Raw genomic sequence first — 21,982 nt, 5'->3', positions numbered from 1 at the left:
CTCCGCAAATGGCGGAGCCCACGGCCTGTCTTGCCGGCAGTGAATGGCACTATCGGGAACGCATCCGCGCACAATGAGCCCCCTGTTCGAGGGCTCGCAGCACTGATCACACCTGCCCCTTGGCAGCGATCAGGCTGCCAGCCGGCGGTTGCTGGCGAAAATAGCCGTCCAGCCCGGCGAAGATCGCTTGCGCGACTTTGCGTTGATGCCGCGAATCATGCAGCCGACGACAATCTCCGGCATTGGAAATGAAGCCTGTCTCGACCAGGATCGAAGGCACGGCCGCCGACTTGAGCACGGCGAACCCTGCCTGCTCCACCCGCGCCTGATGCAGACCCGACACCTGGCCAAGCTGTGCGAGCACCTGATGACCGAGGTCCAGGCTGGTGGCAATCGTCGAACTCATCGACATGTCCAGCAGCACACCGGCGACCATCGGATCGTGCTGGCGCAGCTTGACCGGCAAACCACCACCGACCATGTCGGCATCGTTTTCACGCTGCGCCATCCAGCGAGCCATCGACGATGTGGCGCTCCCTTGCGACAAGGCGAACACCGACGCCCCCGACGCCGTGAGCCGCGGTGCGGCATCGGCGTGCACCGAAACGAACAAGTCGGCATTGAGCCGCTGAGCGAGTTCGGCGCGCTTGCGCAGCGGAATGAAGACATCGTCGCTGCGCACCAAGCGTGCCTTGTAGCCCTTCTGTGCATCGATGCGCTTGGCCAGCAACGTGGCGATCTGCAACGCCACGCGCTTTTCCTGCTCGCCCTTGGGCCCCACAGCGCCAGGGTCTTTGCCACCATGCCCGGCATCCACCACGATCAACAGGTCGCGCTGACGCGTCGAGGGCTTGACGGCTACCGGCGCAACGGACACCGCTGGTCCAGTGAGCACCAACTCCAGGCCATGCCCCCCGGGATTTAGCGAACGGACTTCGCTGCGCACCGCCGCGTCGGCCAGGTCCAGCACGATACGCAAGTCACCCGCCGCGGTAACGCCACTGCGCACGGCCGTGACCGCAGAACCTTGCAGGGCAAGCTCGTTCAGTGACGCCTGCAGGCTGGCCTGGGGAAGATCAATCACCAACCGCGGCGGCGCCGCGAGGCTGAAGTGCTTCGCGGCCACCGGCCCGGTCAGCTCCAGCGACACCTTGGTTATGCTGCCCGAACGGCTCAGCCGAATCCGTTTTACCGCCTGGCCTGCTTGCGCCGCGAAGGGCAGCGGCAATGCCAGGCAGGCGACCAATAGTTTCAGCACACGGCGTCGATCCATACGTACTCCAATTGACCTGCATACCAGCGAAGCCCCGGGCGATTTCGCTAGCCATTTTATTAATGTTACTTTATAACATCTCACGCCATGAACAAACATGAAGACTGCAAAGCGAGCGGAAGGAGACCTGCATGCAACTGACCAGCAATCAGCAACGTGTCCTGACGACGCTTCAGCAGGCCGCCAGGCCGCTCAGTGCCTACGCCATTCTGGACAGCCTGCGCAATGAGGGTTTCCGGGCGCCAACGCAGATTTACCGCGCCTTGGGCCACCTGACCGAGCAAGGGTTGATCCACCGCCTGGAATCGTTGAATGCCTATGTCAGTTGCGCCTGCCCAAGCCAGTGCGAAGCAGGTTTCAGAGCGTTCGCCATCTGCGATAGCTGCGGCCATGTCGATGAATTCAACGTCCCGCACCTGAACCAGGCCTTGGGGCACTGGATGACCCAGAACGTGTTTTCGCTGTGCAGCTCGACCATCGAGCTGCACGGTAAATGCGCCGCCTGTACTCGCCGTGATACCGGCGAGGACTGAGTAGAGCCGCACGCATGCACACTACCTACTACCGTGAGGCCACCTGATGAGCACCTCTAGCGCGATTGCCAATCAAGCCGCAAGGCTTCCCGTCACCGTGCTGTCCGGCTTCCTTGGGGCCGGCAAGACCACCCTGCTCAACCATATCCTGAACAACCGCGAAGGCCGGCGCGTCGCCGTGATCGTCAACGACATGAGCGACGTGAACATCGACGCCGCGCTGGTCCGTGATGGCGGCGCCGAGCTGTCGCGCACCGACGAAAAGCTGGTGGAAATGAGCAACGGCTGCATTTGCTGCACCTTGCGCGAAGACCTCCTGCTGGAAGTGGACCGCCTGGCCAAAGAGGGCCGCTTCGATCAACTGGTCATCGAGTCGACCGGCATCTCCGAGCCGCTGCCCGTAGCGGAAACCTTCACCTTCGAAGGTGAGGATGGCCGCAGCCTCAATGAAGTGGCACGCCTGGACACCATGGTCACCGTGGTCGATGCCTTCAACTTTCTGCGCGACTACAGCTCGCGCGACAGCCTGCAGGCCCGCGGTGAATCGCTGGGCGAGGAAGACGTGCGCACGGTGGTCGACCTGCTGATCGAGCAGATCGAGTTCTGCGACGTCATCGTGCTGAACAAGATCGACCTGGTCAGTGACGCAGAGCGCGAGCGCTTGATGGCCATCCTCAATACCCTCAATCCAAGGGCAAAAATCGAAATCGCCGAGTTCGGCAAGGTCGCGCTGAATCGCGTGCTGGACACCGGCCTGTTCGACTTCGACGAAGCCTCACGCGCGCCTGGCTGGTTGCAGGAAATGCGCGGCACCCACACCCCCGAAACCGAAGAGTACGGCATCGCCAGCTTCGTGTACCGCGCACGCCGGCCGTTCCACCCAGGCCGCTTCCACGCGCTGGTAGAAAGCGAATGGCCTGGGGTGGTGCGCTCCAAGGGCTACTTCTGGCTCGCCTGCGAGCCAGCCATGGCCGGCAACTGGTCCCAGGCCGGGGCCGTCGCGCGCCACGGCCCGGCAGGCTACTGGTGGGCGGCCGTTCCCGAGGAACATTGGCCGACCGACAGCGAATCAGTCCTGCACATCCGGTCGAAATGGCACGAAGGCGTGGGTGATGCCCGCCAGGAGCTGGTGCTGATCGGCATGGAAATGGACGAGGCTGCGCTGCGTGCACGCTTCGATGACTGCCTGCTGACCGATGATGAAATGGCCCAAGGGCCGGAAGCCTGGAAGCAGTTGGCCAACCCCTTCCCCGGCTGGAACTGATTGATACGCCTTGCTGCCACGCGCAAGGCTCCCACCACTGGATAGACATGATGAGCTCAGCATTACCCGACGTTTCCGTCACCGACCTGGCCCCTAGCCTCAGCCCACTGCAATGGGTCGGCATGCAAGGTATCGACCTGCCGGTTCGCATCGAAGAACCGACCTATCAGCGCGAGTTGCACGCCCGGGCGGATGTCCAGGTCGACCTGCCGGCACCGCACGTCAAAGGCATTCACATGTCCAGGCTGTATCGCCTGCTGGACGCCTGGGGCCAGGCGGGGTCGGTTTCGCCGGTTAACCTCTTTCACCTGTTACAAGAGATGATCGATAGCCATCAGGACTGTGAGAGCCGCAATGCCAGGTTGCGCCTGGATTTCGACCTGCTGGTTCGCCGCCCTGCGCTGGTGACCGAGGGCCTCTCCGGCTGGAAATCCTACCCCGTTCACCTGCTCGCCACGAAGGTGAGCGATGCGCTGAACCTGAGCGTCGAGGTCCGGATCGGCTACTCGTCAACCTGCCCGTGCTCGGCCGCCCTCTCCCGGCAATTGATCGAAGACGGTTTCCTGCAAACCTTCAAGGGCCAGCCGCTGCTCGAGGCCAGTGCCGTTGCGCAGTGGTTGCGCAGCAACGCTTCGCTGGCGACGCCGCACAGCCAACGCAGCGAAGCACGCGTGCGCGTCGCGGTGCCCGCAGATGCCCCGAATCTCGGGCTGTTGGCCCTGATCGACCAGGTCGAAGGCGCCCTGCGCACGCCGGTGCAGACCGCCGTGAAACGGGCCGACGAACAGGCGTTCGCGGCACTCAACGGGCAGAACCTGATGTTCGTCGAAGATGCTGCGCGGCGCATCCAGGCCAGCCTGCAGGGTTATCGCGACACTCAGGTGCACGTTCGCCACCTGGAAAGCCTGCACCCGCACGACGCCTCGGCCTGGTCAGCCCCGCAGGCCCCTGCGCATGACTGAGCCGATCTACCTGCACAACACGCTGACCCGGCGCAAGGAGGTGCTGCGCACCGAGCGGCCCGACCGGGTGACGATGTACGTCTGCGGCCCCACGGTCTACAACTACCCGCACATCGGCAATGCCCGCCCGGCCGTGGTGTTCGACCTGCTGGCCAGGCTGCTGCGCCACGACTATGCAGAGCTGGTGTACGCCCGCAACTTCACCGACGTCGACGACAAGATCAATGCCGCCGCAGCCGCGGCTGGCGTGCCCATTGCCAGCATCACCGACCGCTTCATCGAGGCCTACCACCAGGACATGGCTGCACTCGGGGTGGCCTCACCTGACCTGGAACCTCGCGTCACCGCGCACATGCCGCAGATCATCGAGCTGATCCAGGCCCTCATCGCGCGTGGCCATGCCTATGTGGCGCAAGGCCATGCGCTGTTCCACGTACCGTCCTACCCCGCCTATGGCGAACTCTCCGGGCGCAACACCAAGGACATGCTCGCCGGCGCCCGGGTGGAAGTCGCGCCCTACAAGCGCGATCCCTTGGACTTCGTGCTGTGGAAGCCGTCCACGGCCGACCAGCCCGGCTGGAGCAGTCCCTGGGGCAGAGGCCGGCCGGGCTGGCATGTGGAGTGCTCGGCGATGATCGGCCAGCACCTGGGCCATACCATCGACATCCATGGCGGCGGCCAGGACCTGATATTCCCACACCATGAGAACGAGATCGCCCAAGGCACCTGCGCCCACGGCACCTTGTACTGCCGCACCTGGGTGCACAACAGCTTCATCACCGTGGATGGGCAGAAGATGTCCAAATCGCTGGGCAACGTGCTGCTGGTGCGCGACCTGCTGAGCCAAGCGCCTGGCGAGGCGATCCGACTGGCGCTGCTGTCCACCCACTACCGCCGCCCGATGGACTGGAACGCCCAGCGCCTGAGCGCGGCAGTGCAGACACTCACTCGCTTCTACACCAGCCTGGCGCGCTGCGAGGCATTGCCCTGCGCTGCCGATGTAAAGCCAGATGAGCAATTGCTCCACGCCCTGAGAAACGATCTGGGCATCGCCGAAGCCCTGGCTCGCCTGAATGTGCTACGCCAAGCGCTCGATGACGCCAGCGATGATGCCGCCCGGGCATTGGCCAAGGCCCGGTTGGTGAAGTCGGCCGCACTGCTCGGCCTGTTGCAGCAAGCACCACTGGCCGCACTGCAAGCCTTGCAACCGCACATCGACGCGCCACTACCACAAGCCGCGTTGCACGCTTTGCTCGAGGCCCGCGAAACCGCGCGCAAGGCCCGTGACTTCGCCACCGCCGACAGGCTGCGCAGCGAACTGCAAGCGGCCGGCTTCACCGCCGAGGACACCGCACAAGGACCGAGGCTGCGCGCCCTCGTGCAGACGACCAGCGCCCGCGCCAACCCAGGTGACCCATGCTGATCCGCAAACTGTTCAAATTCGAAAACGCCCACATCGTGCGGGGCTGCAGCACCCGACGCTGCTCCCACTCGATCCACGGGCACTCCTACAAGGTCGAGCTGATCCTCCACGCCGATGCGCTGGACAATGGCCAGATGATCTACGACTTCGGTCTGCTCAAGGGCGATATCAGGGACCTGATCGACGCTTTCGACCATGCCGTCGCACTCTGGTCTGGTGATGACCCCGACTACCTGGCATCGGTTCGTCGCCATTCGGAACGCTGGGTGCTGATTCCGGTTTCGCCCAGCGCCGAGCAGTTCTCGCGCCTGTTCTTCTGCCTGGTCGATGCAGCGCTGTCACAGGCCGAAATGCGCAATGGCGAGGCCGAGGTCAGCCTGCATTCAGTCATCGTGCACGAAACCGAGACTGGCTACGCCCAGTGCTTCCGAGCGGATGCGCAGAACCCGCGAATGGGCCTGATCGACCTGCACAGCATCGAATTTTCGCCCGCCATCACCCAAGCCTGGGCAAACCCGGGCTTGTTCGAACAACTGAAGTCTCACCCCGCCATGCTGCAGACCGAGCTGCAAGGGTTGGATAGACCCATCCCGACCACGCTATTGACCACCCGAGCCTGAAAAATGCCAGAACAACCCCTATCCCAAGCCGTATCAGTGACCTTGCCCGATGGGGCGCTGCGTCACTTCGACAGCCCTGTCAGCGTCCTCGACGTCGCCCGCGCGATCGGCCCAGGCCTTGCCCGCAGCACCGTTGCCGGCAAGCTCGACGGGCGCCTGGTCGATGCCTGCGAAATCATCGACCACGATGTGAGCCTGCAGATCATCACTCCCAAAGATGAAGAAGGTCTGGAGATCATCCGCCACTCCTGTGCGCACCTGCTTGGCCACGCGCTGAAGCAGCTGTTCCCCACCGCGCAAATGGTGATCGGCCCGGTAGTCCGCGATGGCTTCTACTACGATGTCGCCTATGAGAGGCCGTTCACCCCGGCCGACCTGGAAGCCATCGAGGCACGCATGCGCGAGCTGATCGCCCAGGACTACGACGTGGTCAAGCGTATGCTCAGCCGTGAAGAAACCATTGAGGTGTTCAAAGCCCGCAACGAAAACTACAAGTTGCGCCTGATCGACGACCTGCAGCAGGCGACCCAACTGGGCCTGTACTTCCACCAGGAATACGTCGACATGTGCCGTGGCCCGCATGTGCCGAACACCCGCCTGCTCAAGGCCTTCAAACTCACCAAGCTGGCGGGTGCCTACTGGCGTGGTGATGCACAGAACGAGCAACTGCAACGCATCTATGGCACCGCCTGGGCCGATGCCAAGCAACTGGCGGAGCATCTGCGCGGGATCGAAGAAGCGGAGAAGCGCGATCATCGCAAACTCGGCCGCGAGCTCGACCTGTTCCACTTCGAAGACGATGCCCCTGGCGCGGTGTTCTGGCATCCACGGGGCTGGGCGGTGTTCCAATCGCTGATCGCCTACATGCGCCGACGCCAGGACGACGCCGGCTACATCGAAGTCAACACGCCAGATGTGATGGACCGCAGCCTGTGGGAGATTTCCGGCCACTGGCACAACTACCGCGACAACATGTTCACCACCGAAACCGAGGATGGCCGGGCACTGGCGCTCAAACCGATGAACTGCCCCGGCGGTACGCTGCTGTACAAGCACGGCCTGAAGAGCTACCGCGACCTACCGATCCGCATGGGCGAGTTCGGCAAGGTGCACCGCTACGAACCCTCGGGCGCACTGCACGGGCTGCTGCGGGTGCGCCATTTTACCCAGGATGATGCGCACATCTTCTGCACCCCGCAGCAGATGGACCAGGAATGCCAGTCGGTGGTAGCCCTGGTGCTCGACATCTATCGCCAGTTCGGCTTCGAGGATGTACGCATCAAGCTGTCCACTCGGCCAAACAACCGCATGGGCGACGATGACACCTGGGACCTGCTGGAAGGCTCGCTGATCACCGCCTTACAGCACATGCAGCTGGCCTACCAGGTCAGCCCTGGCGAAGGCGCGTTCTATGGGCCGAAGCTCGAGTTCGTGCTGCGCGACGCCATTGGCCGGGACTGGCAATGTGGCACCCTGCAGGTAGACATGAACCTGCCGGCACGCTTTGGCCTGGAATATGTCGACGAGGACGGCCAGCGCCAGCGCCCAGTGATGCTGCACCGCGCCTTGTTCGGCTCGCTGGAGCGCTTCACCGGCATCCTGCTCGAACACCATGCCGGCAAGCTGCCGAGCTGGCTATCGCCGGTGCAGGTGGTGGTGTCGTCGATCACCCAGCAATACGCGGGTTATGCCCAGGACGTCACGAAGCTGCTGCATAGTGTCGGCTTGCGGGCCGAGGTCGATACCCGCAATGAGAAGATCGGCTACAAGGTGCGCGAGCAAACCCTGCAGCGAATCCCGTTCCTGCTGATTGCCGGTGCCAAGGAACAGGCAGAAGGGACTATTGCCATTCGCAACCGCGACGGAAAGGATCTAGGCACCTTCGAAGTGAAAGCGGCCCTCGACATGCTGATGCAGCAATGCGAAGCGCCGGATGCGGCTGAACGCCGACAGGCGATCGAGCAACTGTGGGCGGGCTTATCGCCTGCCAAGCACTCGACTACCGCTTGACCCCGCCTTGAAACACGCCTCTGGAAGGCAGCACGCCGTGCGGTCCTCCAGAGTGCGCTGACGCGTTACCCCTGCTTGTCCAGCCAGCCGCTTACGGCTTGCCACCAAACCCGGAAAAGCGCTTGTTGAAGTTGGCGATGCGCCCTTCGGTGGTGGCCTGTCGCTGCTGGCCGGTATACACCGGGTGCGAGGCACTCGACACGTCAAGCTGCACGTACGGATAAGTCTTGCCATCGGTGTGCTGGTAGGTGCGGTCGGATTCGGCTGTCGAGCCGATGAGGAAGAACACGTTCGCCGAGGTGTCGTGGAACAGCACAGGACGATAGTTAGGGTGGATGCCAGGCTTCATGAACAACTCCTTTAAGTTACACAATAACATTACACACTTAACGCGAATAATTTTCAACTGCAATTTTAGTGCGCGCTCTGGCGTTACGTTATTACATCAAACATCATGCGCGCCCCTCTTGATGAAATTTTCTTCATCAAGGTTCAGTTGTCTGGCCTGAAGCAAGAAAGGTCGCGCTCTAGAAAGGCATTTCATGTTGTCTGTCAAGAAGCCCCGCTTGAAGCTGCTCGCAGCGTTGTTATTGGCCTCCAGTGCAGTCTGCACAGCGCATGCCGCGGCTCCGGACCGTGTATTCGATGTGGTCGCCCCATTCGAGATCGTGGGCCTCGATCCGTCCGTGTCCGGCTTCATCTTCCAGCGCATGCAGATCACCGAGACCTTGCTGGAGGCCGATGCCAAGGGCCAACCGCTGCCCGCGCTGGCCGAACAATGGCAAGTCTCCGATGACGGGAAAACCTGGAAGCTATCCATCCGCCAAGGCGTCAAGTTCCATGACGGCAGCGACCTCAGCGCCACCGTGGCGGCCCATGCACTCAACGTCGCGCGCAACAAACCAGGCATCCTGCGCAGCGCCAACATCGAGTCGATCAGTGCCCAGGGGCGCGATGTGGTCATTACCCTGAAGCAGCCCTTCGCCCCGCTGCCAGCGCTGCTGGCGCACTCGTCGACCAGCATCCTTGCCGCCAGCGCCTACGACGCCAACGACAACGTGCTCAAGGTCATCGGCACCGGGCCATACCAGACCACCTTGGTAGAGCCCCCTCAGCGCCTGGCCGCAGAACGCTTCGAGGGTTACTAGGGAACCAAGCCAAGCATCGAGAAGACCACCTACCTGGGCGCAGGCCGTGGCGAAACCCGTACCGGCCATGGGCACTCGGGCGCTCGAACAGGTTGTTTGCCGGGTCGCTGCGCAGTGGCAAACGGGCCGCGGCGATCATGAGCCTGATCCAGTCGGCGCGCATGAATGGGCATGATCCGTATGCCTATTTCAAAGATGTGCTGACGCGGCTGCCGACGCAACGGGCCAGTGAGATCGGGCAGCTGCTGCCGCATCAGTGGGTGCCAGCCTGACTTACGCAAGGTGAGTTGGGCGGACGCTTACCATGACACCTCCTATTTGGGCCTCATTATGAGGCTTGGAGGTGTTTACGAAACCAGGGGCGATTCAGTTGATTTCAGTTTTACTCAGCACTTGTAGTCGTTAAAAGGCACTAGACTTACCGACCAAACAATCTTCGCTCTTGTGCCCAGACGATCGCTTCACCCCGGCTGTGGACGTCAAGCTTGGAATACACTGTGGCCACGTGGTTGCGCACGGTGTTCAGTGCTAGGTTCAACCGCGCCGCGATCTCCTTGTCGGCAAGACCTTCGCAGATAAGCGCCAACACGTCGCGCTCTCGGCGAGTGAGGTCGCTGAACGACGTATCCGGCAAACGGCCAGTATTGATGCGTTTGGCATTGGCTAACTTCTCTATCAGCGTTTGGCTGAACCAAGACGCATCCTGCATCACCGTCTCAATCGCCTCGACCAACTCCAGCTCTGAACGCTTGCGCTCGGTAATGTCCATTAGAACCAGCAGATAGCAGGGAGTGTCCTGTAGGCTGACGCTGTCGGCTTGCAGGACACAGTCGAGTCGCTCGTCGCTTTTTTTGCGCAGTTTTAGGTCAAGCCCGTCGATACGGCCTGTCTTTTCTAGTACGTCGAATATCTGCGACGTCACTCGCCGATCGACCATGAAATCGATTTCAGCCACTGTTTTGCCTAGCAGTTCCTGTGCGGTGTATCCCAGAGTGTCGAGAAAGGCTTCGTTGGCATCGATCAATTGCTGCCTGTCAGCGCTGCACAATAAGGTAGGCACGGGGCTCAGGCGAAACGCCTTCGCAAAGCGTTCTTCGCTCTGCCGCAGGGCATTTTCCGCCTTGCGCCTGGGCTCAAGGTCGGTGAATGAGAACAACATGCAGTCTTCCTCATGCATGTCCAGTGGTTGTCCGGCTACAATAACCAGCTTCGTGCCACCTTCCGGCAAGCGCAATTCAGCCTGCATCTGCGGGATGGTTGCACCTTCTATGAGACGCTCGATCGCCAACTCCTTGCGCTCGGCGTTTTCCAGCACATCCACTTCATAGACAGACCTGCCGATGACGTTCTCCCGCACATGGCCGGTCATCTCCAGAAAACCTTGATTGACTTTGATAAAGCGCAGGTCGCTAAGCCGGCAGATAACCGCAGGGGCCGGGTTGGCATTGAAGGTTTTTTCGAAGCGCTGTTCGGCGCTGGCCCATTCAGTGGCATCGGCGATGATCAGCACCAGCGATTCAGCATCGCCCTTGCTGTCCGCCAGCACCATGCTGCGCACCCGGTGTACCCGGCTGCGCGCTTCCTCATCGCCAACGGGCCTAACCTCAACCACCACGTCGCTGAACACTTCCCCAGCAGCCACACGAGCAATTGGGTACTGCTCGGCTTCAAGCGGGTGGTTGTTGCGGTAGCGCAGGGCGAAACGCTCGCGATAAGCCTCAGCGTTGCTACCCAGTAGCTCCAGGCTGTCGACGTCATGCATGCGCAGGGCCGCTTCGTTCGCCCAGATGATGGATTGGTCGACTTCCAGCAGGATCACACCATCGGACAATCCGGCGATGATCTGCTGAAGTTGGCGGCGGTTGGTCTCTCGGGTGAGCACGGCGTCGCTCATGGCGGTTCTCCATCGCGCATGTACGTTTTACCTGGAGCTTAATCGCTGCAGGCATGCCAAGGGTGGTGCGGATGCACTAATCGATCAGGTGCAGATGCGCCAATACAGCCTTGCATGAGACCTGCAAACTGGCCCTGACGTTGCACCAGAGGTATCCGTTGCTGGTGCTTCCCGTCTCAACTCTCGAGGATGCATAGATGACTGAATCGTATGTGACCGCCCCAGCCAACGCTGCCAGCACGCTGCGGGTATCGTGGAGCGCCGTGTTTGCAGGTGGCGCCATCGCCTTGGCCAGCTATCTGATACTCAGTGTGCTGGGAACGGCCATCGGCGCCGGAATCGTGGACCCCATAGCTGAAGGCAATCCCTTACGCGGCTTCGGTACGGGCGCGGGCGTGTGGTTGTTTATCAGTACGGTGCTCTCGGTGGCAGCCGGTGCTTGGGTGGCTGGCCGTACCGCCCCAACCCGCGGGGGCCTGCATGGTCTGTTGAGTTGGACAGTGACCACGCTAGTGGCTACCTGGCTGCTGGCTTCTTTAGCCGGCAGCGTGGTCGGCACCGCTGGCAACATTGCCGGCAAAGGCCTGTCGCTTGCAGCCGACGGGGTAGCGGCAGCCGCGCCTGCTGTAGGCCAAGGCATTAAGGAACAGCTGAATAAGCAGGGTATCTCGCTTGACTGGGACAGCATGGAAGCAGAGTTGAATAAAACGCTGGAGCAGACCGGCAAGGCTGAACTGAACCCTTCGACGTTGGAGCAAGAGGCCGATCAGGTTCAGGCCCAAGGCGAGTCTGCAGGCCAGGTAGCAGCCGAAAACCCGACCCTGGCGATCGATCAGCTCAAGCAGTGGTTCGAGCGGGTACGCAAGGCGGGTGAGCCTGCCCTGAGCGCGGCAGACAAGGAAGCCTTGGTCAACATCGTCGCTGCGCGTACCGGAAAGAGCCAGCAAGAGGCCGAGCAAGTGGTCGATAACTACGCCCGTGCCTATCAACAGGCCGCTGGACAGGTGAAGACACTGAAAGAGCAGGCAGAGCAGCAGGCACGTGAAGCTGCTCAGGTCGCTACCAGCAACGTATCGAAAGCCGCCTGGGGCACCTTGGCAACGCTGTTGATCGGTGCCGCCTTGAGCTTTGCGGTAGGCCGCTTCGCCTTGTCGTCACGCAAGATCCGTGTCATCGCTGAGTGACACGCGTTTCAACCGATGCACGTACGTTTCACCCAACCCACGCTTCACTGATCGTCGTCGAAGGAGAAAACCATGAGCAGCACTTCGGATAAGGTAAAAGGCATGGCCAACGAGGCTGTTGGCAAGGTCAAACAAGCCATAGGCAAGGCCACAGGAGACACTGAACTGGAGTTGAAAGGCAAACTGCAGGAGAAAAAAGGCGAAGCGCAGCAGGTAGTCGGTGATGTCAAGGATGCGGTCAACAAGGATTAACCTAGCCACCTGGTAGAAATGAACGGTCGTCTTAGGGCGACCGTTCATTCATGGCGATCTTTGCTGATCTTTTGCAGGACAAAGAAGCGTAGAGCGGTTCAGCTCCTGCTTGCCGCCCCCCAAGCTCAACGCCCAGGGAGCATGCGTGTGAGGGTGTTGTCCTTGATCAAGTAGTGATGCGCCAGACCTGCGCAGGCATGGAGTCCAATCAACGCGTAGCCAGCATTCCCAATGAGTTCATGCCAGTCCTTCAGTGTCCTGGCCAAAGCGGGATCGACAGGAAGCGGCGAAGGCAGACTTATACCCCAATACGGCAGGGGCTTACCGGCAGCGCTCAGCATCATCCAGGCCAACAAGGGGGTCACAATCATCAAACCGTACAAGGCCAGGTGTGTGACGCTAGCCACTGCCGTCTGCCAGGTAGGCGGTTTTGGCAAGATGGGAGGACGTGGGCTAAGCCGACCCATCAAGCGCACCCAAACCAACACGAATACGGCGATACCCATCAGCGCATGAAATCCGAGCAATGGGCCCTTAAGCACGTTGCCTCTTGGCAATGCCCCGCGCAGTTCGATACAGGCATAGATACCGATGAATAAGACGACCATGCTCCAGTGCATGATGATGGATAGGCGACCATAACGGTCGGAAGTTGAATCGTGCTTCATATCCACGACCTCGAAAAATTAGAGGGGTATCCGTTGCCATAAAGCGTGAAGCCATTCCCGGCAACTGGATAGCCTCAAGTTGCCAGCCCAAGCTTAAGGAAGCCTGAAGTCGTCAGCATTAATTACAGCTGCAGGTAACCTGCACGATCTCGAAAGCGTGTGCCCGACGGACTCAATCGATTGGAAGGAGCAAGGTGGCGGCTAGCCCCCCGCTTGCTCGGTTATCCAAACGCACCTGCCCGCCTAGACGATCGATAATCGTTGCAACTATAGAGAGCCCAAGGCCGGCCCCATTGGGGCTATTGCGGCTGTAGAAGCGCTCGAACACGCGAGAGAGGCTCGCCTCATCGATACCCGGCCCCTCATCTTCGACCACCAGCGCAAAAGCGTTGTCCAGACGCCTGAGTGACACGGTAATGCGGCCTGCTGGCGGTGAATGCTCAACCGCATTGGATACTAGGTTCTGCAGCGCGATACCTAGCGCGCCGGCATCGATCGCCAGGTGATGGTCGCCTTCGCCGATGTCCAGCGAGGGCTCCAGGCCGCGATCCAGTATCCACGGGGTCAGATCGGCCAGGGTATCGGTGACGACCTCGGCCAAATCGACTCGGGTATTGGCGCGCTGTCCCAGCCTGGGTTCGACGCGGGCCAGTGTCAGCAGTTGGTTGACCACTCGGGTCAGCCGGTCGACCCCGCCCATCAGAAAACCCAGTGCCTTTTGCCGCTCGGCATCGTTGCTGGCTTCAAGCGCGTTCTGTGCGTGCAGGCGCAGGACCGCCAAGGGGGTACGCATTTCGTGGGCAGCGTCGGCAATGAACCGATGCTCACGCCGCAGCAGGTCCTCAATTTGCGCCAACAAGCGATTGATAGCCGCCTGCATGGGTTCAAGCTCGGAGGGCAGCGGTACCAGCTGAAGAGGCTCCAGCGAGTCGGCGTGACGCCCGCGGATGACATTGGCCATGTTCTGCAACGGCCGCAGTCCCCAGCCAATCGCAGCCCAGACCAGCAGCGCCAAGGCCAGGCTGCCGAGCAGGAACGGAAACAAGGTGTGACGAACAATCCGGTCGATCAGGTCGTAGCGCACATCATCCCGCTCACCGACCCAGATCACCCAGTGATGCTCCGGTACTGGCAAGACAAAACCCCGCCATTGTTGGCCACTCGTTGAAAAGTCGTAGAAACCGGGAGCAGTCGGTGGAGGGTCGATGGTCGGCGCACTGGGTGTGTGCACGAGCAAGCCAGCGCCATCCTGCCAAACCTGGAAGGCCAATTTGCTTTCGTAAGGGTGGCCCACCTGATGTCGTCCGGCCTTACCCAGCGCCTCATTGAACGCCCGATAGAGCGCCTCGCGCGATCCTTCCTGCACCGGCATGCTCATGACACCCTGTAGCAGGCGCGCATTCTGGGCCAGGTGGGCGTCATACACTTCGTTAATTTCGCGGCGACTGTCATGGTAGTTGTAGAGCGCGAGCAGACCTGTGCCAAGCATCAGCAACAGCATCACTCGCCAGAGTGTGCGCTGGCGCAGCGAGCTCATACCTTGGCCTCGACCAGATAGCCGATACCACGCACCGTCCGAATCAAACCGTTGAACAATTTTTTGCGCAGGTGATAGATGTTTACCTCCAGCGTATTGCTCTCGGGTTCTTCGTCCCAGCCATACAGCAGCTGGGTCAGGCGCTCACGGGTGAAGACCTTGCCCGGTTGCGCCAACAGTTCGTGCAACAGCACATACTCCTTCGGGGTCAGCACCACTTCGACACCGTTGTAGTGCACTTGCTGGGTGGCCGGGTCGAGGCTGACGCCGGCATGCTCGATCAATACCTTGGCGCGCCCGGCGCTGCGCCGCAGCAACGCCCGCAGGCGCGCCTTCAACTCGTTGAGGTCGAACGGCTTCACCAGATAATCGTCGGCACCGGCATCCAGGCCAGTGATGCGATCGTCGAGGGCGTCTCGTGCGGTGAGAATCAGCACCGGCAGGCTGTCGCCGCCGGCGCGTAAACGCAGCAGTAGTTCAATCCCATCCATACGGGGCAACCCCAGATCCAGAATCAGCAGATCAAAGGTTTCATGCTGCAACGCATGCAAGCCACTGACACCGTCGCGCAACCAGTCGAGGGTGTAGCCCTCCTGACGCAAGCCGTCGCAGATCCCTTCACCCAATGCGATGTCGTCCTCAACCAACAGCAGCCGCATGTTCAGTCCTGTTTGTCCTTGATCGCCTTCATTAAAGCATCGATATCGGCACGCCGGCCTTGGTCTGCCAATTCACGCCCAGGCCGGGCTGGGGCCTGCAAGGCTTTCTGCAGGGCTGCAGTAGCCTCAGGGTAATGCTTTTGTCGGTACAGATGATCGGCCCAGAAGTAGTTGCTGTCGATACCGTTGGGGTTGATTTGCAGCGCTTTGCGCAGCAAAGCGTCCGCTTTGTCGGCATCGCCGAACCCGATCGGCCAGCCCGGCACTTGGTCGTAGAGCGTGCCAAGGCTGGTGTAGGCCGACCCCTGCAGTGCGTTGGGGTCCAGTTTCATGGCCTGTTCCAGGCTGGTCTTCGCCGCTTTGACCTTGCCCAGTGCCCCCAGACCGCCAACGGCGCCCGCCCAGCTGCTGTTGATGATGCCGTCCCAGATCAGAGGCTCCGGTGTACCAGGGTACTGGTGAACGAAAGCCGCCGCGTCAGCAGAGAGCTTTTCAAAAGCATCGGCCCGTTTGTCCTTGGGCAATTGATACTGGATCTGCGCCCAGCGCTGCTGGAGCTCGCTCAAGTGCTGGGTGCCGGCCTGGTCCAGTGCCCAGGTGAAGGGGGCGAATGCCAACAAGCTGGCGACGAACAGACGATTCATTTGATCGACTCCTTGGAATGGCTACCGATGTAGCGACGAATGACCGGCAGTTGCTTGCGCAACGCGCGATCGACCACGCCTGGTAGCATGCCGTTAATACGCACGAAGAGTTTTTCCGGCCACCCCAGATACAGCTCACTGCGCTCGGACTGCACGGCTTCGAGCACTGCACGGGCGACATCGGCCGGGTCGTCCATGCCGACTTTCAGCGCCTGATTGAGCGCCGTCGCAGCGCTGCTGTTCATGGTGGTGCGGGTCGCCCGGGGGGCGGCATACAGAACATTGACCGTGGTGTCGGCCAACTCACGCCGCAATGCTTCGGAGAAACCCCGCAAGGCGAACTTGCTGGCGCAATAGGTGGCATAGCCGGGATACCCGATCGAGCCATAGGTGGACCCGACATTGACCACCAGCGCCTTGGGCTGAGCGCGTAGCAATGGAAGACAGGCGCGTGTCAGTTGCAGCGGCGCCTTCAAATTGATATCCAGCAGTTCGTCGAGTGCGTGTTCGCCCAACTGATCGAGCAAGGCGAAGCGGTTCACGCCAGCGGCGTTGATCAGCACGTTGACTGTGCCCATCTCGCGGGCGCGGGCGATGACCTGGTCGCGCCCCGCTTGGCTGCGCAGGTCCGCTTCTTGCCAGCGCAGGCGATCAGGATACCGATTCATCAAACCGGCCAGCTTGCCCATGTGCCGACTGACAGCCAGCACCTGGGCGCCAGCTGCGCACAATTGTTCGGCCAGCTCAAGGCCAATGCCCCCACTGGCGCCGGTGAGGATAACCACAGATTCAGGCAAGCGCATGGCGCACCTCTGGCTGGTCTGCACGCGGCAAGCCCTGGAACATTTCGGTGTACAAGCGATAGACGACCTTCGCTGCATGGATGACGGCCTGTTGATCCGCGGCATCGTCGAGGCGGTCCATCAACTGCTTGTAGGTCACCATGTGGTCCTGATCGAGCGCACCATGGGAACTGAGGTAGCTGAACGCCTGATCAGGCAGGGCAAGGGTGCTCTGGATGGTACCCGCCGCCTGAGTGGCCAGCGCGATGCTGGTGCCTTCGAGCACATTGACCATGCCGAACAACCCGACGGGGTTGCCGCGAGCGATCAGGTCATAGAGGTAGGCGACCATCAGCTCGATCGACAATGCCGGGCGACCATCACGTACCGCCTCCCAGTTGCCGCCGCACGCGTTGATATCGTTGAGGATCCATTGCTCATGGCCGTATTCCTCGTCGATATACTCGCATACCGCGCCACGCAGCCACTCCAGCCGTGACGGCAAACGTGCGCCACAGGCCATCATCAGTGGAACGGTGTGGCGAACGTGGTGGTAGGCCTGGCTCAGGAAAGCGACATAGCTGTCCAGGCTGACCTGACCAGACAAGGCTTCACGGATCACAGGCACGGCGAACAACGCCTGACGCTCTTGAGCTGTTTCTATTTGCAGGGTGTCGAAAAAAGACATGGGAACCTCACAACGAGATGTCGGATAACAGGGTGTGGTAACGCTGCAAGATCGCCTCGCGTCGCGGGCGGCCGTTGGCAGTCAAGGTTTCGTCACGGGTGCTAAGCGGGGCTAGCAAACGGCGCCAGATGTGCACTCGGGCGTAATCGGGCAGCTTCGCGTTGCACTGCTGCACGGCTTGCTCGATGGCCTCATCGCTGGCGCTGGGATCCAGCGGCCAGAGCAGTGCCAAGTTGTGCGGCAAGGCCTCTCCATGAACAAAGGCCTGGGCAATGACACCGCTCTGAGTGAGTTCGGCCTCTACCCACTCGGGGTTGACGTTGCGCCCGAAGCTGGTGATGAACTGGTGTTTCTTGCGCCCGTCGAGGAACAGATAACCTTCTTCGTCGAGGTGGCCCAGGTCGCCCGTCGCCCACCATTGCTGGGTGAGCGGGGCCTCCTCCAGGTAGCCAAGCAATGTCGAGCCAGCCACCAGCACCTCGCCGTCCTCGGCAATACGCACTTGCACATGGGGCAATGGCTTGCCGACGCTGCCGTGGCGTACAGCACCGGGGCGATTCAGTGCGACCACGGAGGCGCACTCCGACAGGCCGTAGCCTTCGAACACCGGCAGCCCGACCGCCTCGGCCCTGGCTAGCAGGCTTGGGGATACCCGTGCACCGCCCACCGCCACGAACCGCAACGGGCCAACGCGCATCAGGCCGCGCTCGATGGCCGTGACCAGCCCCATCAGCAACTGCGGTACGAGGATCAGGCTCTGCGCACCACTGAGGGCAATGGCGCCCAGCAGTCGCTTGAAGTCCACCTGGCTTGCGCCCCCCATGCCCAGCTGATGCTGCGGATAAAGCTGTACGCAGGCCCCCGCCATCAGTGCGGCATAGACGCCGAGATTCTCCAGCAATACGCCCAAAGGCAGCACAGCCAGGTACTGCTGCGGTTCAGTGGGCCGGCTTGCCGCCTCCAATTCCCGTGCTACCCGCAGCATGGCGTCAGCGTTCAGGCAGACCCCTTTAGGGTGCCCGGTGCTGCCAGAGGTGTAGGTCACCTTGGCGGTACCATCAGGCAAGGGTGCGCTGACCGACCGCTCGCGCACCCAGAACTCACCTTCCAGAACAAACCCCTCACTGACCAGTCGCGGCTCCCACTGCGTCGTGCAAAGCACGGTTGAAGCACCACTCTGGGCAATGCAGTGATCAAACTGCGTCGCACTGAAGAACGACGGCACGATCACGCAGGGGCGTTCAGCGAACAGGGCGGCCAGGTCCCAGAACAGCAGATTAGGGCCGTTATCCAGGGCCAGCACCAACGCTCCAGCAGGTTGTCGGTGCAGAGCATGGGCTCGCAGTCCCACTTCACCGAGTAACTGCCGGTATGTGTAGCTGTGAGCATCACCTTTCACCGCCACGGCACCGGCGTGATCGCGGGCGAACGACATCAGCAGCTCTTGAAACCGCTCCAGTTCACGCGGCATGGCCAGTCTCCTCGGCGAGCACTGGGAAACCCAGCCTTTGGAACACGCCGGCTCGGGTCAGGGCGTCGAAGCCATAGCCGATGTTTCCGGCGAATACCTGGGGACGTTGCTCGTAGTAGGTTCCCCACTGGTCCATCTGTCCCACCAGACGGTCGGGATCGGCCGAGGCCAACACGGTGGGGGTCAACCCTAGTCGTTGAAAACTGTTGATCAATGTCGCCGCCCCAGTGAACGTGACCCACTCAAGGCCACGGTTGGCCAACAACCACGTCACCGCGATGATCATGATGCGAGCACTGCCAGCGCTGAGGGAGGCCAGGTTTCCAACTTCGACGATGCAGGTGCGATCCAATGAAATGCCCGCAACTTGAGAAACGGCGGTTTCCAATGAGACGTCCAGGTACCGTTCGAGAAATACGGGACCCTGGCTGGCCGGGCGCATGCCGGCCGCGGCGATCAGGCGGCCGTGGCTGTCATGCAATGCCAAGAGTTCTGGTAGGTAATGCTGCACATTCGCTTGATGCACGGCGGCAAAGCACGCGTGGATGAATTGCTCGAGATCCTCACGTGAAGCATCTCCCTCCAGATGAAGCGAAAGCTGCGCGCGGTGGTCGGCATGGCTACCGATTGGTAGCGGGAGCAGGCTGCTCCATTGAGACTCGGTCATGAAACTCCCCCCAATTGGGTTCGACAGGGGGATTATCGGGGTCGAATCTGAATAGAATCTGAAGTGACATTTTCGACTTTAGGTAAATTCGGCCTGACGGCTAAATGCAAAATCGGGATTGCCGACCACATCTTGCTCAAGGAGGGCGTCCTCACGGCGCAAGAGCGTCAAGTGATCATGGGCCATCCAGAAATTGGCTATAGCATCCTGCATGATGGCACGATGGATGAACTGACCGAGATGGCGGCGCACATCGCATACTGGCATCACGAAAAATGGGATGGCACCGGCCACCCGCGTGGGCTGTCTGGCGAGCAAATCTCTCTTGAAGCGCGCATCGTGGCGCTTTGCGATGTGAGGTCATGCATCGGCGCCGCCATTCTCAAGCGCTCGCACCAGTTGGCTGGCTGTCCCATCGATCGAGCGATCAATACCGATGCGTCGCCGATGCGCTGAATGTGCTCACCCACGCGCTTACCCCTTCAGTGAAACCTAGTGGGGTGTTTCTGAAACACCACACTAGCCTATATCCCTTAGATTGGACATATTTACTACCCCTCATCGCTATATTGAAACTTGGGCATTTCCCAGTGGAAGCGAATAGCCAAAAGCCTGAAAGCAAAACCTCCTAGAAAGGTGAGGAGAATCGCTTGATTATGTGAGAGCCCTAAGTAGTCGCAGGCGAAGTAGAACCAAGAAGCAACGAATGCAACACCCGCATAGAGTTCGCGCCTAAACACCAGCGGAATATCATTGCAAAAAATATCGCGAAGTACGCCACCAAAAACACCTGTCACAACGCCACTCAAGGAAGCAATTAATAATCCGTACCCCATATCGAGCGCGGTCTGGCATCCGATCAAAGTAAACGCGATGAGGCCAATGGCGTCCAAAACCAGAAATAGCGATCTCAAGTGCCTCATCAATGGTGCGATCATGACGGTGAAAAGTGCTGCAATACTGGTAAGAATTAGATATTCGGGGTGCTTTACCCAGGTGAGCGGATAATGACCGAGCACTATGTCACGTACCGACCCACCTCCTAGCGCTGTGACACAAGCCACCAGTATTACGCCAAACCAATCCATGCCTCTTCGCCCTGCAGACAATGCCCCTGTCATCGCTTCTGCGGTGATCGCCATTAAATATATGTAATGAAGCATGGGTAGTACCTAAATTATCAGATGGATAACTCTACCTTCTGACTTCATACAAATACATTGGCACTCAATAAGCCACGCTTATCGCCCTATAAGCCCAGAATATTGATCCATTCAAGGTCGGGGAATAGCCTGTCCACACCCCTTCGAAACGAATGAAAAAGCAATGAAAACCCAACCGTTTAAGAGCCTCGTGCCCACCATTCACCGGGCGTCCACAGTCGTCTTTGATAACTTCGCCGACTTTGCAAACCGTCGCGAGCGTCAGCCTGATGGCTTCAGCTACGGCCTGACCGGAACCCCGACGAACCGTGAGCTGGAGCAGGCAATCTCTATGCTGCACGGTGCAGCACATACCGTGGCTTTACCCTCTGGGCAGGCTGCCCTGGTACTCGTCCTGCTGAGCTTCCTGAAGGCCGGCGATCACGTGATCGCACCAGACAACTGCTATGGGCCCATTCGCGAGTTCCTCGCCAACAACATCCGGTCATTCGGTATCGAGGTCACTTTCCTCCCCGATGGATTGCCTCAGGCCATCGAGGACTTCGTCAAACCCAACACCAAGCTAATCCTCGTGGAGTCTCCTGGGTCGATCACCATGGAGATGCAGGACGTTCAAAGCATCGTGCGGACTGCGAAGAAGCATTCCATCCTCACGCTGATCGATAACTCCTGGGCGAGCCCCCTGAACTTCCAGCCCATTGCGCATGGGGTCGACCTGGTTGTCGAGGCGCTATCGAAGGTGATCAGCGGGCACTCCGACCTCCTAATGGGAAGCGTCACGACCAATGACACAGAGCTCTACAAGCGCATGCGTCTGCAGCAAGACCTACTGGGCATGTACGTGAGTCCAGATGATTGCTACCTGACCCTCCGGGGCCTGGAGACTTATCCACTGAGGCTCGAGCACCAGGGCAAGAGCACACTCGCTATCGCCAATTGGCTGGAATCCCACCCGCTGGTTGAAAAGGTGTACTACCCAGCATTGGAGAGCGCTGAAGATCACCAGTTGTACAAAAACCTCTTCAACGGCCCAGGCTCGCTGTTTTCCTTCTCGCTCAAATCAGACGAGCGTATTGGCAACTTCTTTGATGCCCTTAGCACCTTTGCAATTGGCGCAAGCTGGGGCGGCACACATAGTCT

The 21,982-nt window shown here is 60.4% G+C and carries 23 protein-coding genes and 1 pseudogene; 12 read left to right on the top strand and 12 right to left on the bottom strand.

The annotated features are described in order from the left end of the window. Positions 1-106: 106 nt before the first annotated feature. Positions 107-1,273 (bottom strand): N-acetylmuramoyl-L-alanine amidase, encoded by a 1,167-nt coding sequence (locus tag ACF8MI_RS04710; RefSeq protein ID WP_200928490.1) that lies wholly within the window; start codon positions 1,271-1,273, stop codon positions 107-109. Between the two features lie 131 nt (positions 1,274-1,404). On the opposite strand from ACF8MI_RS04710, the gene ACF8MI_RS04705 reads away from it, so the two are divergent. The 6 genes from ACF8MI_RS04705 to thrS are packed head-to-tail and all read left to right on the top strand — an operon-like array spanning position 1,405 to position 8,085. Further along, positions 1,405-1,806, top strand: a complete 402-nt coding sequence (locus ACF8MI_RS04705; RefSeq protein WP_060501315.1) for a Fur family transcriptional regulator — start codon at positions 1,405-1,407, stop codon at positions 1,804-1,806. Positions 1,807-1,852: 46 nt separating this feature from the next. Next, positions 1,853-3,070, top strand: coding sequence for a zinc metallochaperone GTPase ZigA (gene zigA, locus ACF8MI_RS04700; protein ID WP_104834857.1), 1,218 nt, complete (start codon positions 1,853-1,855; stop codon positions 3,068-3,070). 50 nt (positions 3,071-3,120) lie between these two features. Continuing rightward, positions 3,121-4,032, top strand: coding sequence for a GTP cyclohydrolase FolE2 (folE2, locus tag ACF8MI_RS04695; RefSeq protein ID WP_060501319.1), 912 nt, complete (start codon positions 3,121-3,123; stop codon positions 4,030-4,032). Beyond that, a complete protein-coding gene (gene cysS, locus ACF8MI_RS04690) occupies positions 4,025-5,455 on the top strand; it encodes a cysteine--tRNA ligase (protein WP_200928491.1) in 1,431 nt (476 codons plus the stop codon). The genes folE2 and cysS overlap by 8 nt, the downstream gene beginning before the upstream one ends. Further along, entirely contained in the window at positions 5,449-6,075 is a 627-nt protein-coding gene (locus tag ACF8MI_RS04685; protein ID WP_060501323.1) for a 6-carboxytetrahydropterin synthase, read from the top strand. Before cysS ends, ACF8MI_RS04685 begins: the two co-directional genes overlap by 7 nt. Before the next feature lie 3 nt (positions 6,076-6,078). Next, on the top strand, positions 6,079-8,085 hold the full coding sequence (gene thrS / locus ACF8MI_RS04680) for a threonine--tRNA ligase (protein WP_200928492.1): 2,007 nt from the start codon (positions 6,079-6,081) through the stop codon (positions 8,083-8,085). Positions 8,086-8,176: 91 nt separating this feature from the next. On the opposite strand, the gene ACF8MI_RS04675 is transcribed toward thrS, so the two are convergent. Then, positions 8,177-8,434, bottom strand: coding sequence for a type B 50S ribosomal protein L31 (locus ACF8MI_RS04675; RefSeq protein WP_060501327.1), 258 nt, complete (start codon positions 8,432-8,434; stop codon positions 8,177-8,179). A 217-nt stretch (positions 8,435-8,651) separates the two neighbouring features. On the opposite strand from ACF8MI_RS04675, the gene ACF8MI_RS04670 reads away from it, so the two are divergent. Further along, entirely contained in the window at positions 8,652-9,233 is a 582-nt protein-coding gene (locus tag ACF8MI_RS04670; protein WP_233458177.1) for an ABC transporter substrate-binding protein, read from the top strand. Between the two features lie 53 nt (positions 9,234-9,286). After that, positions 9,287-9,505 (top strand): annotated as a pseudogene (locus ACF8MI_RS04665) (transposase domain-containing protein); the annotation flags it as partial. Positions 9,506-9,651: 146 nt separating this feature from the next. Here ACF8MI_RS04665 and ACF8MI_RS04660 read toward each other — a convergent pair. Continuing rightward, a complete protein-coding gene (locus ACF8MI_RS04660; protein ID WP_060501331.1) occupies positions 9,652-11,127 on the bottom strand; it encodes a PAS domain S-box protein in 1,476 nt (491 codons plus the stop codon). Positions 11,128-11,324: 197 nt separating this feature from the next. On the opposite strand from ACF8MI_RS04660, the gene ACF8MI_RS04655 reads away from it, so the two are divergent. Together ACF8MI_RS04655 and ACF8MI_RS04650 are read left to right on the top strand one after the other, a co-directional pair. After that, positions 11,325-12,311: a hypothetical protein gene (locus tag ACF8MI_RS04655; RefSeq protein ID WP_104834863.1), complete on the top strand. Its 987-nt coding sequence runs from the start codon at positions 11,325-11,327 to the stop codon at positions 12,309-12,311. A 72-nt stretch (positions 12,312-12,383) separates the two neighbouring features. Further along, positions 12,384-12,563 (top strand): CsbD family protein, encoded by a 180-nt coding sequence (locus ACF8MI_RS04650; protein ID WP_060501335.1) that lies wholly within the window; start codon positions 12,384-12,386, stop codon positions 12,561-12,563. Positions 12,564-12,688: 125 nt separating this feature from the next. Here the strand turns inward: ACF8MI_RS04650 and ACF8MI_RS04645 are convergent, their stop codons facing one another. The 8 genes from ACF8MI_RS04645 to ACF8MI_RS04610 all read right to left on the bottom strand — a co-directional run bounded on the left by ACF8MI_RS04645 (position 12,689) and on the right by ACF8MI_RS04610 (position 19,679). After that, positions 12,689-13,231: a cytochrome b gene (locus tag ACF8MI_RS04645; protein ID WP_186723058.1), complete on the bottom strand. Its 543-nt coding sequence runs from the start codon at positions 13,229-13,231 to the stop codon at positions 12,689-12,691. A 172-nt stretch (positions 13,232-13,403) separates the two neighbouring features. Further along, on the bottom strand, positions 13,404-14,768 hold the full coding sequence (locus ACF8MI_RS04640) for an ATP-binding protein (RefSeq protein ID WP_186723057.1): 1,365 nt from the start codon (positions 14,766-14,768) through the stop codon (positions 13,404-13,406). Further along, positions 14,765-15,427 (bottom strand): response regulator, encoded by a 663-nt coding sequence (locus ACF8MI_RS04635; protein ID WP_060501341.1) that lies wholly within the window; start codon positions 15,425-15,427, stop codon positions 14,765-14,767. The genes ACF8MI_RS04640 and ACF8MI_RS04635 overlap by 4 nt, the downstream gene beginning before the upstream one ends. A gap of 2 nt (positions 15,428-15,429) precedes the next feature. Beyond that, positions 15,430-16,071, bottom strand: coding sequence for a hypothetical protein (locus ACF8MI_RS04630; RefSeq protein ID WP_186723056.1), 642 nt, complete (start codon positions 16,069-16,071; stop codon positions 15,430-15,432). Continuing rightward, positions 16,068-16,874 (bottom strand): SDR family oxidoreductase, encoded by an 807-nt coding sequence (locus ACF8MI_RS04625; protein WP_186723055.1) that lies wholly within the window; start codon positions 16,872-16,874, stop codon positions 16,068-16,070. The genes ACF8MI_RS04630 and ACF8MI_RS04625 overlap by 4 nt, the downstream gene beginning before the upstream one ends. Then, positions 16,861-17,541 (bottom strand): TenA family transcriptional regulator, encoded by a 681-nt coding sequence (locus tag ACF8MI_RS04620; protein WP_156866712.1) that lies wholly within the window; start codon positions 17,539-17,541, stop codon positions 16,861-16,863. Before ACF8MI_RS04620 ends, ACF8MI_RS04625 begins: the two co-directional genes overlap by 14 nt. Before the next feature lie 7 nt (positions 17,542-17,548). Continuing rightward, entirely contained in the window at positions 17,549-19,012 is a 1,464-nt protein-coding gene (locus ACF8MI_RS04615) for an AMP-binding protein (protein WP_060501349.1), read from the bottom strand. Further along, the gene (locus tag ACF8MI_RS04610; protein WP_104834869.1) at positions 19,002-19,679 is read right to left on the bottom strand and encodes a thermostable hemolysin; all 678 of its coding nucleotides are present in this window, start codon (positions 19,677-19,679) and stop codon (positions 19,002-19,004) included. Before ACF8MI_RS04610 ends, ACF8MI_RS04615 begins: the two co-directional genes overlap by 11 nt. Before the next feature lie 63 nt (positions 19,680-19,742). Between ACF8MI_RS04610 and ACF8MI_RS04605 the strand changes: the two genes are divergently transcribed. Beyond that, positions 19,743-20,135 carry an HD-GYP domain-containing protein gene (locus tag ACF8MI_RS04605; RefSeq protein WP_317851776.1) on the top strand — a complete coding sequence of 131 codons (393 nt, stop codon included), beginning with the start codon at positions 19,743-19,745 and terminating at the stop codon, positions 20,133-20,135. A 95-nt stretch (positions 20,136-20,230) separates the two neighbouring features. Here ACF8MI_RS04605 and ACF8MI_RS04600 read toward each other — a convergent pair whose 3' ends face one another. Next, complete coding sequence (locus ACF8MI_RS04600) at positions 20,231-20,842, bottom strand: trimeric intracellular cation channel family protein (protein WP_104834871.1); 612 nt, start codon at positions 20,840-20,842, stop codon at positions 20,231-20,233. A 163-nt stretch (positions 20,843-21,005) separates the two neighbouring features. Between ACF8MI_RS04600 and ACF8MI_RS04595 the strand changes: the two genes are divergently transcribed. Next, positions 21,006-21,982, top strand: a 977-nt coding sequence (locus tag ACF8MI_RS04595) for a trans-sulfuration enzyme family protein (protein ID WP_392517382.1), incomplete at its 3' end; no start/stop codon positions are given.

It is taken from the genome of Pseudomonas sp. yb_9, from assembly GCF_043103635.1.
In the GTDB taxonomy this organism is placed as follows: domain Bacteria; phylum Pseudomonadota; class Gammaproteobacteria; order Pseudomonadales; family Pseudomonadaceae; genus Aquipseudomonas; species Aquipseudomonas monteilii.
This window is presented reverse-complemented; position numbering and strand designations above follow the sequence as displayed.